The following is a 14,361-nucleotide window of genomic DNA, read 5'->3' on the forward strand; positions in this document are numbered from 1 at the left end:
CACGAGGTGTTACACCATGTCCGCTCCGCTTACTTCATTGCGGTCGGAATGGCTTTCACTGCGGGCTCCACTTCCGCCTGCTTGGCGCCCATACCGGCTGCGCCGAGCGGTTGGATCCGTGAATCGCCGGCTGGCAACACACGGAGGTAGCCCCACTGTCCGGACTGCGTGTAGGGCAGCCGAGCGTTGGACCAGACGAAGTCGCCCACCTGACGATACGGACCACCCGCACCGCCACGGAGGAACACGTCCAGTACTTCCGATCCGGCGTACTCCACGACGCTGATCATGTCGGCACCCGGCATGTACGGCTCGATCGGCCACTCATGGCCTTCGACGCCGAACATCCCATTCTGCTCGCTGTTCGCACCGATGACATGGATGCGAATCGCGTCACCCGCATGCGCCTCGATCAGAGGCGTGATGGGATCCTCGGGCTTATCCACCGCACAGGGCTGGAAAATCTTCCCGAGCGAGCAGCCTTGCTCTTCGCGGAACTTGTACGGTTCGGCGCGGTAGTTCACCGACGTCAAACCGGCGACGTTCTGCACATAGGGCATGAACGCGGTTCCGATGATGTTGTCTTCGTCCTGGAAGAACAGGGCGACATCGCGATAGTTCCGCTTGCCGGCATTTTCGGACAAGCTGGTATCCACGATGACGTCCGCACGCCAGGTATTCTTCTGCGACACATCGGCACCGGTCACCGGGTCGCGATACTGCGAGCCCTTCGGACCGACGACAATGGCACCGTACAATCCGTTACGCGGATTGACCACGATGTTCCCACCATCCCACACCAGCGACGTCGTTTCCTTGTTCGCCGGATGCGCGTAGTAGGTGTAGCCGCGGCTTTCGCCAGGACCGATGGTCTGATCGCCGCCATTGTTGCCGACGTTCAGGCCCTGGCTGTCTTTCGGATCGAAGGCCAATCCAGGCGCAAAGAACGACGCCCGGCTCGCCTTCATCTTGTTCTTCAGATTCACCTTGATGCAATCACCAAGGTTGACGCGCAGCGTCAGCGGATTCGGGGTGACCCCGCTGGCTACCGTCGTGGCTTCCGCTTCGAGCGCGAAGATCTTGCCTTCCGGCATGGTCATTTCGATCTTCCGCTCAAAGTCCACTTCGATCGCATCCGGCGCCTTCGGGTTGAGCTTCATCGGGCGATCCAACGCCACCACGCTGAAGTTCTTCACCGGAGCATCAGCCGGACAGACCGAGCTGGGGGTTGCTGGAATCCCGAGGGGATTGGTCCCCCTGGGCAACGGCTTCAGATCCGCCGTTTCCTTATCGAGCACGCGCACGATACCCCATCCGCCTTCGGCGAAGTGTGACGTTCTGCCGTTGAAGTGGATGTAGTCACCGGGCATACCCTGGAATCCACCCGCCTTGGTCACGAGGTCATACCGCTCGGCGATCCCGACGTGAATCGAGTTCTTCCGGTTGGCATCCGCCGCATACCGTTCCGTGAGGAAGGTATGGCCGGCGATCGTCCAGACGTGCGATTCGTTCATCAGCTGGTGCAACAGACGGAACACCATGGTGTCGCCCGTGTACGCCCGCAGGAGCGGTGTACCCGGATCCCCATGGATCGCGCTGCTGAACAACTTTGACGTATCCGGATTGTTCGAGAGGCGCTGCGCAAACGGAGCCGCGCGGAAGTTGAAACCGCTGCCGGTCGTATGCGTTCCGCCGTTGATGTACTTGTTCGGTGCGTTCATGATCTTATCGGGCATCTGGAACGACACCGTCTTGCCTGCTTCCAACGCCACTTCGATCGGCTGTCCCGGAGGATTGCCGGCTTCGATGACGTTGACCGTGTGCGGCACCGTGTCGTGGATGGAGACCATCAACTCACGGAAGCTGCCGCTCACACCGGCACCGATCGGCTCGTTGCTGTGAATGTCCGCAATCGGACCGCTCCACACCAGCTTGCCGTTCTTCGGATCGTGATAGGTGGACCCGAACGGCTCCACGATCGTCACGCCGAACCCGCCATGCGGCCAGGTCGTCGCGCCGAACGCGTGGTCATGCCAAAACACGGTCCCCATATCCACGTCCACCCACCACCGATACCGCACGAACTCCGGCGACACGAGGTCGTTCGCCGGGTGGCTGTTCTTCAACGGCTTGAAGAAGGTCACCTGATCGCCCTTGATGTCCTTGATCCGGGCGACTTCGGAGCAGCTCTTATCCCGCGGCAGTGACGCCGTGGCATCGTTGCCCTTCTCCAAACAATCCATGCCCACCATGACTTCGGTGTTCACATGGAACGGCGTGGCACCAGGCGCCAGTTGAATCTTGATCGAGCTGGCTCCGGCTTTGGCACCGCCGACGATCTTGGCGACCATCGGAGCGGGCAATCCGTGCTTGGTCTTCTTCCCCCACATCGTGAAGGGACGCACGGACATTTCATACTCCATACCGGAGATGACGCCGTCCGAGTTCCCTGTGTCGAACTGGAAGAAATGGGGATGGATGTTGATCTTGGACGACTGGAAATTCGTGTAGTCGTCGTCGTCCCACTCGCTGGTGAGGACCAAGTCCACGCAGTCATACACGTTGGCGCGAATGACCGCCGGAAGCTTGAGATCGTCGTTGGCTCTGGTCAACCGCTCTTCTTCGTGGAGCAGATAGATCAGCCCATCCTTGTCCACCATGGCCGGCTCTTTCCCCTGCTTCTTGGCAAGGGTGATCGGCATGCGGACGAAGTGAATGTTATAGAACTTCCGGTTCGCATTGACCGGGCAGAGACTCCACCGTCCCTGCTCGCCGGGCTGGGCCGGCTCGGAGGTCCGCTCACCGTTGGCATCCTGGTGGATCGGCTCCAACCAGGGGGCGCCACTGTGGTTCGCTGAGAACGGCACGCGCTTGCCGAAGTGCGGCTTGAACAGCGGCCAGGCCATCTTGCCCGTCGTCGGGTCAAAGAGAATAGCCGGTCTGGTGCTGTCATCCCACTTGGCGGCCCACTGATACTTGGGGTTCTGAGCCGTGCTCTCGCGCTCGCCCCGGGCAATGTTGCCGTCCCACTTCCAGTCCCACACCGTCGAGTCATAGGCCATAATCTGGCCCTTCTCGTCGTTGGTGTGGCCCGGTTGACCCTGAGCCGGGACAAACATCTCGACCCAATCCTTGACGTTCACGATCACCGGATCGGATTTCCAGTTCGTCTTCTGGCTCTTGTCCACGATCTTGAAGGTCTTGCCGAACCAGTCGAGGGTTGAGCCGATCAACTTGTCCGACGAGACACCCTGCCGCATGCGGCCCTGACGATCGGGCAACTCACGCATATCCGGCATCGTGTCGGTATGCGCCGCGCCGACTTGGAGGGTATTGTAGAACCGGCCGTACCCCCACATGCCCGCAACATAGTGATGCGCCACGTGGCAGTGATAGAGGAACTCGCCGGCCAGATGCTGACAGCCACCGCCGCCGCACTCCGGTTCCAGGTCGAGCGCTTCGGACGGACCGACCACTTCCACGTCCACCCGATCGGACTTGGTCCGAATGACCGGATACTTCACCGGACCATCCTGACCCTTATACCAATGCTCTTCCTGATCGGAACGCGGGCTGCGCTGCCAACGGATGGTTCCGCTATGGGGATGGTGGGAGTGGAACACTTCCGATCCACCGTGCACCAACCGCCACTTGACCGGGTCACCGAGGTAACCGCGGGCCACCGTGGTGGGCGGATCGCCGAATGTATAGGCGCTATACGCCATCGACTCGTCCTCGAACCCGAAATATTCATGCTGCAAGTGCATCTGATCGATGCCGAACGGCTCGCTGCGATAGTTGATCGCGCGGCCACCCGGACGATACGCGTCCGTCAACGGATCGCGCTGCGGCAAGAAGTCACCCTTCTTGTTCAACGGACGGAAGGCTTCGTCGCCGATTTCGTGATAGAAGAGCACGAATTCGCGGAAGTCCGGTCCGGAGCCGTTGTCGATCATGACTTCCCATCCACCCTTGGTCTCGGGCGCGGCGCCCGTGCCGAGCGGATCGAGATACTTGGAGCCCTTCGGCTCGACGATGAAGGCGCCGAACAGGCCCAACACCGTCAACTCCCGGTCGTGGCTCCATGAATGGAACTGCCGCACACCTTCCTGCATGCTCGGATGGATATACCATTCGAAGTCCTGGGTCTTGCCTGGCGAGACGACCGTGTCGGGGTTCGTCGTCGTCGCGGGCTTCCCGGTGGCGCTCACGATCATGCTGGAGGCCTGGATGACCAAGCTGCCATCCTCGCCCTCCAACTGGTTGCGCAGCGTCATCTTCACGCAGTCGCCCTGGTTGGCACGGAGCACCAAGGGCTGAATCGCATCGCCCTGGTTTCCGGTCGTCACGGCGCCCGGATCAAATCCGTCTTTTTCACGGGCGGCCTTGTTCTTGGTCTCCTCGGCACGGACTTTGTCGATTTCATCCGTATGGACATACATGTAGCCGGGATAGAAATCGAGCCACCGGTTCAAGCTGATCTCGATGTTGATCATCGAGACATCGAACTTCTTGACCGGAGCATTGGCCGGGCACTTCCCGCCGGACGTCATGACAGGCTCACCCTTGGACCCGTCCGACATGAGCAGGAAGCTGCTGCCGTCCTGCCCCATGTACTGGTGCATCATCGACATCTCGTTGAACGCACCGGAGGTCGGGGTCGCCTGCGCATCTTTCTTCGCCTGCTCCCCCAGCTTCTCCATCAAACGATGGTGCTGCATCTCCATCTTCTCTGCATTGCCGGCACGACCTTCCATGGCGTTTTCCACCACGGTCTGGCCCTTGAGCTGTTGCGTCCAACCCGGCATCGCGACCGGAGTCGCGTGACCGTCATGCGACGGCTCACCAGGTCCTGCCGCAAACAGCCCTGGTGCAACCACCAGACTGCCCGTCAGCAACACGCTGTGCAGCATCAACGACAGGCGGCTACGCCGCCGCTGACGCTGAGATTGAAGTTGAAAAACCCTCATACACGGCCTCCCCCTGTTATGACCGCCTCTTTCGTGGGCGGACTGTTGAAACACACCGATGAAACAACCGACTATGAATACCCTTCAACTGCCCTCCGAGTACCTTCTTTGCTAAAAGTACCGGCCTCCGACTCTCTCCGGCCTCTCCACTGGAGGGAATTAGAGCTGGTGAAGGATCCTTCTTGCGAAGGAAGGGCTATTCGGAGGCCGGTCCAAAATGACCCAGACCTTCACCAGCGAGACGTTTTACCCGCAAGCGTTGTGCCTAAGTGACGACCGTTCCAGCATATTTTCGATTCTCCAGTCCTGGAGCGGGTCCAGTGCCGCTCACTCTTTCCTCACCACCTGTCACTCGAAAGGCATGATTCCACAGCCGTAGACAGTCAAACAGGCCATGAACTTTCAAGGCCTGCGTTTTCAGATAGTTGCGCTGTCTATACAACTAGACAGTGCCGCACGATCGGTTGGGGCAAATGAGGGCACAGGAGGGTTACTGGAGGCCGTATTCTCTGAGCTTATTGTAGAGGCCCGCCCTGCTGATCTTGAGCATCTTGGCTGCCCTGAGTCGATTCCCGCCGGTCTTCCTCAAGGCCTCGACGATGCGCGTCCGTTCCGTGAGGCTGACTGCATCCCGGACCACCGTTCGCAGTCCTTCTTCGGACACCTTCGATCCCAACGCCACAATATCGCCGCACGTCAGATCCGGACCTGTCGTTGTGACGACCGCCCGCTCAATGTAGTGCTGCAACTCACGAACATTCCCCGGCCAGGCCGACTCACTGAGCGCATGCATCACATCGGAGGAGACTGTCCTCGGCGACTGACGATGGCGCTTACAAGAGGCAACCACAAAATGGTCGACTAACAAAGGAACATCTTCTCGCCGCTCTCGAAGCGGAGGGAGAAACAACGGCAAGACCGCTAGACGATAATAGAGATCCTGCCGGAACGCCTTGGCCTTCACTAACTCGCACAGATCCTTATTGGTGGCCGACACCACCCGCACATCGACTTTGATCGGCTGGTTGCCCCCCACCCGTTTCACTTCCCCTTCCTGCAGCACCCGCAACAACTTAGCCTGGAAGGTCGGCGTCGTATCGGCGATTTCATCCAGAAAAATCGTCCCGCCGTCGGCCTCTTCGAATAGCCCCCGCTTATTGGCCGTGGCCCCGGTAAACGATCCCTTCATATGGCCGAATAGCTCACTCTCCAACAACGTCTCCGGAAGCGATCCACAATCCACCACTACGAACGGTTTATCCCGGCGATCGCTCAGGCGATGAATGGTCTTGGCGACCAATTCCTTGCCCGTGCCGCTCTCTCCCTGGATCAAGACCGTCGCCTGGCTCTCTGCCACCAACGCAATCATGTCGAAGAGTTGCTGCATCGCCGCGCTGCGGCCGATGAGATCGCCCAAATGCTCCCGCACCATCGGAGCCGGAAGATCGTCGGGCACCTGAAGTGCCGGTCGATGAGAGGCCTGAGAAGGGGGCGTGAACAAGACCAGCATAGAGGCGACCTGCCCGCCACTGGCAACCAGAGGAAACGCCTGGTGCATCCCGCAGGCCGCTCCGTTCCCTCCGGCCGTGCAGGAGACCGACTGAATCCCCGGCGACTCAAACACCTTGGTCGCCGGACATGTCCCGCAGGGATCACTACGGTGCGCAAACGCCTCGTAACACTTCGCATGATACGCCTCAGCCTTGTCGGCTCCGTAGTCCGTCCAGGCCGCCGAGTTGGCGTACACCACATTGAAGTCGCGATCCATCACCGCCACGCGATCGGACATCCCGCCCGCAAGCTGCCGGATCGCTTCAATCCGCGCCGCGATGATTGGATCGTCGAAAGGGGACTGCACAGCTCCATCCGCCTGAGATCCGGCCATCTCATCTACTCCATTCCATTTATGAGCGTAACCGCTGACCCTTCGTACCTACTTCGCCTTAAATCACAGACTGCCGCTCGTCGCCAAGCAACTGCCTCACACAGCACTTCAATTCTGCCAGGTGAATCGGCTTACTGAGGTAGGCCGTCGCGCCAGCCCGAAGCACATCCATCCTCACTCCGTCGTCCCCGAACGCCGTCATGACAACAATCGGACAATGCGGAACGACCGCCCGCAGACGATTCACATAGTCAACACCGCCCCCGGTCAACCAAATCTCGGTCAGAATCAAATCCGGCACTGCCCGGAGGACCAAATGAAAGGCCTCTTCCCCGTCTCCGGCTTCCCGAAGAACATATCCTTCACTCCACAACCCGTCGAGCAGGAGACTGCGCATCTCTCCATCGTCATCCACCACAAGTACCGATGGCTTGCCTTCGATCACAACCACACCTTCCTGAACAGTCCCCCTCCACGGCACATCCGTGTGCCCGACGAAGTCGCAAGGACAATGCCATTGCGCCATCTCGCCGCCCCTCACAGATCTGGCTATTTTACAGGCGATTTGCAACGAAGAACCGGTCCCGCGACCGTAGGCTGAAGAGAAACACCCCAACATCTGAGAATCCGACTGGCGCAAGATGCCCCAGCCGAGACACGACGCGATCGGCGACCGCTACCCGCTCTTGGGCAACAAAATCGTAAATGTCGTTCCCTTACCCTCCAGACTTTCAGCTGCGATCAAACCGTGATGCTCTTCGATAATGCCTTTCACCACTGTGAGCCCCAACCCCGTTCCTTTGCCAAACTCTTTGGTGGTGAAGAACGGGTCAAACACCCTGGCGATCACCTCCGGAGGAATCCCGTGGCCCGTATCAGCCACCGTGAGCTTGACCATGGTGTCAGCCTGAGCCATCCCGATGCGGAGCTGCCCGCCTTCCGGCATGGCGTGGACGGCGTTCATGATGAGATTGATGAGCACCTGATTCATTTGGTCGGCATCAGCCTGCACTTGGGGGCACGCCTCATCCAGTTGCATCTCGACCTGCACCCGGCTTTTCGCCAGCCGTTCCTGGAACATCTCGACGCTGTTCTCGATGACATCCCGCAGGACCAGCGGACCGCGCGCCGGCGGTTTCCGCCGGGCGAACGCCAGGAGCTGATTCATGACACGCGTAATCCGTTCCACCTGCGCCACGATCGTCTGCAAGCCCTTCTTCACCGTCTCATCCGTCACGCGATCCATCAGATATTCTGCGCGGCCCAGAATGACGTTCATGGGCGTCCCGATTTCATGCGCCATCCCTGACGCGACGGTCCCAAGCTCCGCGATTCTCTCCGTCTTTCGCAAACGGTCCTGCAACCGTTTCCGCTCGCTGATGTCGCGCAGCATCACCAAGATGGCCGGACCTTCTTCATCGGAGAATCCCGCCGAGCTGACCTCGACATCCATGGCTATGCCATCTTGCCTGATGATCCGCTCCTCAACCATCGGTGTCACCTGGCTGCCGCCAAGCAGTTCACCGGCCCGCTCGCACATGGCCTCATGGCAATCCTGATGAAAGAGATCGGAGGAAGACCTTCCGACAATCTCCTCGGCCTTCACGGCGCCGAACAGCTTGAGCGCCTGATCGTTGGCAAAAATGACCCGATCGGCCCGGATCACGAGAATGCCGTACGGTGACACCGCGACCAGACGCCGATATCGCTCTTCGCTCTGCCGGATCAGATGTTCCACGCGCTTGCGAGCGGTCACGTCCTGCGTGGTCCCGACCACACGAGTCACTCGAAGGCCTGCGCCAGCTCCTTCAAAAAATGCCTGCGCCCGCACCACCATCCATCTCACTTCCCCGTCGGGATATTGCATCCGACACTCTGACGTAAACCGCGCGTCAGCCGCGTCAGGCCGATGCGTCGCCGTCATCAGCTCCTGCAGGGCGTGAAGATCGTCGGGATGCACGCAGGCCATCATGGCTCCGAGCGAAACGCCGGGCCCGCAGCGATAGATCGCCTGGGCACGGGCATCCAGCTGGACCAGATCTGTCTCCACATCATGCTCCCAGGCCCCGAGCTGCCCGGCCTCAAGGGCGAGTCTGGATCGCTCCTCGATCCCCCGCAGGTGCTCTTCGGCCCGCAGCCGCTCCGTAATGTCTCGAAGAATGACGGTGTAAAACGTTTTGCCCTCCACCACGATATGGGAAATCGCGGCTTCGACCGGAAACTCTTCGCCGTTCGCGCGAAGCCCCATCACCTTCCCGAGCTGCCCCATCTTCCGGCTGGTCACGCGGGATCGTCCGAACTCCTCCACATGATGCCGATGGGCTTCTCGAAACCGCGCCGGCAGAAATCTGTCTACCGGCTGACCTATCGCCTCGCGGGCAGGGCATTGAAACATCTGTTCGGCGGCCGCGTTGAACAACAGGATCTGCATCCGGTCATCGCTGGTGATAATGGCATCCATGGCGGACTGGAGAATACCGTCTAACCGGAGATTGCTGAGCAATAATTCGCGGGCGACTTGCGACTCCCGGTGAATCGCGCCGGTGGCACTGGCTTCAGCCAGTTCACGCGCCGCCACCGCCGCTTCCCGCCCGGCCTCTGCCTGGGCCTGCGCGGCCCGGGCACCGACGAGCTGGCTGCGCGCCTGCTTCTGCCGGACGATCATCCAGGTGACGCCCCACATGACCATCAGGCCGAGCACACGATTCATCAGCGCCACGGCCGGATGAATGTCGCGCGGCGAAAAATACCCGCCTAAGGCGGTCAACAAGGTGACCACCGCGGCAAAATTGTAGGAATCACGATCGCGAGGAGATTGCAGGGTCACCACAAGGGGGATGAAATACAACAGCCAGTCAGCCCATCCCAATGGAGTCAGGAGATCGAGTATGAAAATAGATAGGGTGAGCAGGACAACAGCCCCTGCTCCCAGGCGGGTAGATTTTTCCAGCGGCGGATTCACGAGGGTCTTGGACCGGCGTGCATGGTGGACGATAGTCTACTCGTGAGTCTTCGCTTCTTCAATCTCGCCGAGCTTGCGGTAGAGGGTCTTCCGGTCGATGCCCAAGGCCTGCGCGGCCTGATACTTGTTCCCGCCGGTCTTGTCGAGAATCTTCTTGATGTACTCTTGCTCGATCTCATGCAGCGGCAGCATTTTTTCCGCCGCTTCGTCGAGCACTCGCCGGTCTCCGCGAGCCCCCTGCACCGCCGGCGGCAGATCGTCCGGCGCAATCTTCTCGCCGCGATTGAGCGTCACCGCGCGCTCCACGACATTCTCCAACTCTCGGACATTGCCCGGCCAGCTGTAGTCCATCAACATCGCCAAGGCTGACTCGCTGACGCCTCTGACCTCCTTGTTCCGGGCCGCGGCGCATTTTTTCAAGAACGCTTCCACCAGGATCGGAATATCCTCCCGGCGATCCCGCAACGGAGGCAATACCACTTCGATCACATTGAGGCGATAGAACAGATCGTCACGAAACCGTTTCGCCTTCACCTCTTCCGCGAGATGCAGGTTGGTGGCGGCAATGATGCGCACATCGACGGCGATCGGCTTATTGGCGCCGACCCGGCGAATTTCCTTTTCCTGGATGGCGCGCAGCAGCTTCGCCTGGAGCATGATCGGCAGCTCGCTGATCTCGTCGAGAAAGAGCGTCCCCTTTTGCGCCTCCTCAAACAACCCGCGTTTGTCCGACTTCGCATCGGTAAACGCCCCGCGCATATGACCGAAGAGTTCGCTCTCCAACAGCTGCTCGGGAATCGCAGCGCAATTCACCGGGATGAACGGGGCGTCTTTCCGGTCACTGTTGTAATGAATGGCTTTCGCCACCAGCTCTTTCCCCGTTCCACTTTCTCCGGTGATGAGCACATTGGTCGGACTATCGGCGACGCGACGGATCAAATCGAACACCGCCTGAATCGCCTTGCTCTTCCCAAGAATGTGATGAAAACTGTACTCCTTGTGCACTTCTTTCCTGAGCCGGCTCACTTCTCTCCGGAGCGCGGATTCGCGTACCGCGCGCTCGACGACTCGAATAATTTCCTCGGTCTTGACCGGCTTGGTGAGATAATCGCTCGCGCCTCGCTTCATCGCCTCCACGGCCGTTTCGACAGACCCGAACGCGGTCATGAGGATCACGCCGATGTCGGGGTACAGCCGCTTGATCTCTACCAACAGTTCTGTCCCCAGCATCCCCTTCATTCTCAAATCGGTGAGCACGACGGCGAAATCTTCTTCGGCCAAGAGCTTCAGCGCCTCCTGCCCGCTTCCCGCCGTCGAAATCTGATGGCCGCGATCCTTGAGCACGTCAAAAACCAGCTCGCGCATCTCAGCGTCGTCGTCGACAACCAGCACCGCGCCCCATTCTTCCGTCATACTCGACTCCTTCATCTCGTCATCGCTGGGGCAGCCTAATCCGCCTTCGCTGGCTCTTCAAGCCCAAAGTGCCCCTAAAGGCTACAGTGCAACCTCTCCCTATTGAGGGGAAACGCCACAATGCCGTCTTATTTAAGGGACTATTGCAGACTCAGCTAGGTCTTAAGCAAAGCCGGGGCCAATCGGAGCGCATGCAGGAAGGGGAGAGAACCGTACGCCATCGCGACCGTCAGACCTTGGAGGAATATATGCGGGCTCTATTTAAATTGGGAAAAGTAATTTGGTGGAGGGCAGGGGAGTTGAACCCCCGACCCCTACGTTGCGAACGTAGTGCTCTCCCAACTGAGCTAGCCCCCCACCTGGCGGAACTGAAGACGCGAACCGCGGATCCCACAGGGTTAGTTGCGCATGAGCGCGCAAACTCGATGCTGCGGTAGAAGAACGGGGAGGAAGTGTGGCTCGCAATCCTCTCGCAGCCGGATTATACACAACCGGTTCGTGAGTCTCTAGAGGAAGTTCACTTGTGGAAGGTCGTTCCAGAAAAAATCTACGACGGACCGATGACGGCCTCCCCGACCGGCCTCCCCTGCTCGATGAATACCCGGCGCCCCTCTACATGCAGACGGCCTTCGGCAAAGAGCTGAACGGCTCTGGGATAGAGCTTGTGCTCCTGCACCAGAATCCGACCAGCCAACGTCTCGGGCGAGTCGTCATCCAGAATCGGCACGGCTGCCTGCAAGATAATCGGCCCTTCATCGACTCCCTCGGTGACAAAGTGCACGGTGCAGCCGGCCAACTTGCATCCCCATTCAATGGCTTTCCTCTGCACATCCAATCCGGGGAACGACGGCAACAGCGACGGATGGATATTCATCATGCGATTGGCATAGGCGTTCACCAACACGGCCGTGACAATTTTCATGTAGCCGGCCAGCAATACCAGTTCCACATCATGCTGCTGCAGAATGGCCAGGAGCGCCCGATCGTAGGCTTCACGGCTGTCGGGCTGCCCGGCAAACGGCTTCGGATCAACAAAGAGATCCTTCAGCCCGTGCGTTCTGGCCCGTTCAAGCGCCACGGCGTCTTTTTTATTGCTGATGACGGCGACGATGGTCGCCTGAACCGCATTGGCTTCGATACTATCGATAATGGCTTGGAGGTTGGATCCGCGCCCCGATGCGAGCACGGCCACTCGAAGAGGAGCGGTTCTCCTACCCGACATACGTTACCTGTTGATCCGTCTCAGTGCCGGCGATGATTTCACCGATCACATAGCCTTGATCGCCTAACGTCTTCGCCCCCGCAATGACGGCATCGGCCGACCCGGCGGGAACCACGAGGATCAACCCGATCCCCATGTTAAACACGCGATACATCTCGTCACGCTCGACGGAACCCAGCCGGCTGATCAGCGAGCAGATCGGCGGCACGTCCCAGCGATCCCGATGGATACGCGCCCGCACGCCGGACGGGAACACGCGCGGCAGATTTTCGGTGATTCCGCCGCCTGTAATATGTGCGATGCCCTTAATGGGATGCTCCTGAATGAGTGCCAGAATCTGCTTGGCATAGATTCTGGTGGGAACCAGCAAAGCCTCGCCGACGGTCGTCGCGAGTTCCGGCACGCGGCTGGTCACAGTGAGCTTGGCCTGTTCAAGCAGTACCCGCCGCGCGAGCGAGTAGCCATTGCTATGCAGTCCGGATGACGCCAGCCCGATGATGACGTCACCCGGCACGATGGACCGGCCGTCAATAATCTTCGGGCGGTCCACAACGCCCACGGCGAAGCCGGCGAGGTCGTACTCTCCGTTTCCATACATCGACGGCATCTCGGCCGTTTCGCCACCGATGAGCGCACAGCCGGCCTGGCGACAGCCCTCGGCAATGCCCTTCACCACTTCCTGGGCTTTGGGAACCGATAACTTTCCCGTGGCGAAATAGTCGAGGAAGAAGAGGGGTTCAGCGCCGCTGACGGCAATATCGTTCACGCACATCGCCACGAGATCGATGCCGATGGTGTCATGCCGATCCATGAGGAAGGCCACTCGGAGCTTGGTCCCGACCCCATCAGTCCCGGACACCAACACCGGGTCCTCATACTTCTTGGCCTGGAGACGAAACAGCCCTCCGAATCCGCCAAGATCCGTCAGAACTTCCGGGCGAAAGGTCGAGCGGACGAGCGGCTTAATGCGATCGACAAATTCGTCACCCGCATCGATATCCACACCTGAATCGCGATAAGTCGTCATAAGAGGGACGCATCTTATACGGAGCGTCTTGTGAGGGTCAACGCAGGAATTCCGGCCCCCGACCTTTCCTCCGATGCGCCGAGACAGAGGCTCAACATTTCACTATACTGAAGCGCGCCATTCCCCCGGGCACACGAAGGAGACTCACAGTGCGACAACTGATTCCGTGGCTGGGCCTGTTCTTCCTGTCGTTCACAGCCTGCGCCGAACTTTCTCAATCACTTCAGCTGTTCGGACTCCCGGCGCCGGCAGGCCTCACGCAAGACCAGATCGCCGCCGGACTCAAAGAAGCGCTCCGCATCGGGACAGAACACGCGACTGCCCTGACGGGGAAACCGGATGGATATTACCGCAATCCGTCGATCAGGATTCCTATGCCGGAACAGCTGCACTCATTTGAAAAAGGCCTGCGCGTATTCGGCTTCGGCCCGCAAGTCGATGAGTTCGTGTTGAGCATGAACCGGGCGGCAGAACGAGCCGCTCCCCAGGCCGCAGAAATATTCGCCGGGGCGATTGCGCAGATGACGTTTGCCGACGCTCAACAGATTCTGTCGGGCACGGACACCGCCGCCACCGAATACTTCAAAGCCAAAACCTCCGTGCAACTGACCACCGCCTTTCGTCCCCATGTCGAGCAAGCCATGAACCAGGTCGGCGTCACACGTCAGTACAAAGAGTTGGTCCAACATTTCAGAACGATCCCCTTCCCCAAGACCGAGCTTGTGGACCTGGATCAGTATGTAGTTGGGAAAGGACTGGAGGGGCTATTTCTGATGCTGGGCCAGGAAGAGCAGGCCATCAGGACGAATCCGGCCGCCCGCGTCACCGGCCTCCTCAAGCAAGTGTTCGGAAAATCGCCTTAGGATTGCCCCGACGCCTCTC

8 protein-coding genes and 1 tRNA gene are annotated in these 14,361 nt (G+C 59.6%); 1 reads left to right on the top strand and 8 read right to left on the bottom strand.

Annotated features, from left to right (window positions below):
• Positions 1 to 29: 29 nt before the first annotated feature.
• The 8 genes from Q7U39_02655 to purM form a co-directional block, all read right to left on the bottom strand.
• On the bottom strand, positions 30 to 4,970 hold the full coding sequence (locus tag Q7U39_02655; GenBank protein MDO9116834.1) for a hypothetical protein: 4,941 nt from the start codon (positions 4,968 to 4,970) through the stop codon (positions 30 to 32).
• Positions 4,971 to 5,460: 490 nt separating this feature from the next.
• Complete coding sequence (locus Q7U39_02660) at positions 5,461 to 6,855, bottom strand: sigma-54 dependent transcriptional regulator (protein ID MDO9116835.1); 1,395 nt, start codon at positions 6,853 to 6,855, stop codon at positions 5,461 to 5,463.
• 58 nt (positions 6,856 to 6,913) lie between these two features.
• The gene (locus Q7U39_02665; protein MDO9116836.1) at positions 6,914 to 7,381 is read right to left on the bottom strand and encodes a response regulator; all 468 of its coding nucleotides are present in this window, start codon (positions 7,379 to 7,381) and stop codon (positions 6,914 to 6,916) included.
• Between the two features lie 150 nt (positions 7,382 to 7,531).
• Positions 7,532 to 9,817 (bottom strand): PAS domain S-box protein, encoded by a 2,286-nt coding sequence (locus tag Q7U39_02670; GenBank protein ID MDO9116837.1) that lies wholly within the window; start codon positions 9,815 to 9,817, stop codon positions 7,532 to 7,534.
• A 36-nt stretch (positions 9,818 to 9,853) separates the two neighbouring features.
• Positions 9,854 to 11,230, bottom strand: coding sequence for a sigma-54 dependent transcriptional regulator (locus Q7U39_02675; GenBank protein ID MDO9116838.1), 1,377 nt, complete (start codon positions 11,228 to 11,230; stop codon positions 9,854 to 9,856).
• Positions 11,231 to 11,511: 281 nt separating this feature from the next.
• Positions 11,512 to 11,587, bottom strand: a tRNA-Ala gene (locus tag Q7U39_02680).
• 190 nt (positions 11,588 to 11,777) lie between these two features.
• Positions 11,778 to 12,452: a phosphoribosylglycinamide formyltransferase gene (purN, locus tag Q7U39_02685; protein ID MDO9116839.1), complete on the bottom strand. Its 675-nt coding sequence runs from the start codon at positions 12,450 to 12,452 to the stop codon at positions 11,778 to 11,780.
• Positions 12,442 to 13,479: a phosphoribosylformylglycinamidine cyclo-ligase gene (gene purM, locus Q7U39_02690; GenBank protein MDO9116840.1), complete on the bottom strand. Its 1,038-nt coding sequence runs from the start codon at positions 13,477 to 13,479 to the stop codon at positions 12,442 to 12,444. Before purM ends, purN begins: the two co-directional genes overlap by 11 nt.
• 149 nt (positions 13,480 to 13,628) lie before the next feature.
• Between purM and Q7U39_02695 the strand changes: the two genes are divergently transcribed.
• A complete protein-coding gene (locus Q7U39_02695) occupies positions 13,629 to 14,342 on the top strand; it encodes a DUF4197 domain-containing protein (protein ID MDO9116841.1) in 714 nt (237 codons plus the stop codon).
• Positions 14,343 to 14,361 lie beyond the last annotated feature (19 nt).

The sequence above is a fragment of the Nitrospira sp. genome, assembly GCA_030653545.1.
In the GTDB taxonomy this organism is placed as follows: Bacteria; Nitrospirota; Nitrospiria; order Nitrospirales; family Nitrospiraceae; genus Nitrospira_D.

Coding starts and splice junctions, on each gene's coding strand:
- Q7U39_02655 (MDO9116834.1), bottom strand. CDS start 4,970: ATGAGGGTTTTTCAACTTCAATCTCAGCGTCAGCGGCGGCGTAGCCGC.
- Q7U39_02660 (MDO9116835.1), bottom strand. CDS start 6,855: ATGGCCGGATCTCAGGCGGATGGAGCTGTGCAGTCCCCTTTCGACGAT.
- Q7U39_02665 (MDO9116836.1), bottom strand. CDS start 7,381: ATGGCGCAATGGCATTGTCCTTGCGACTTCGTCGGGCACACGGATGTG.
- Q7U39_02675 (MDO9116838.1), bottom strand. CDS start 11,230: ATGACGGAAGAATGGGGCGCGGTGCTGGTTGTCGACGACGACGCTGAG.
- purN (MDO9116839.1), bottom strand. CDS start 12,452: ATGTCGGGTAGGAGAACCGCTCCTCTTCGAGTGGCCGTGCTCGCATCG.
- purM (MDO9116840.1), bottom strand. CDS start 13,479: ATGACGACTTATCGCGATTCAGGTGTGGATATCGATGCGGGTGACGAA.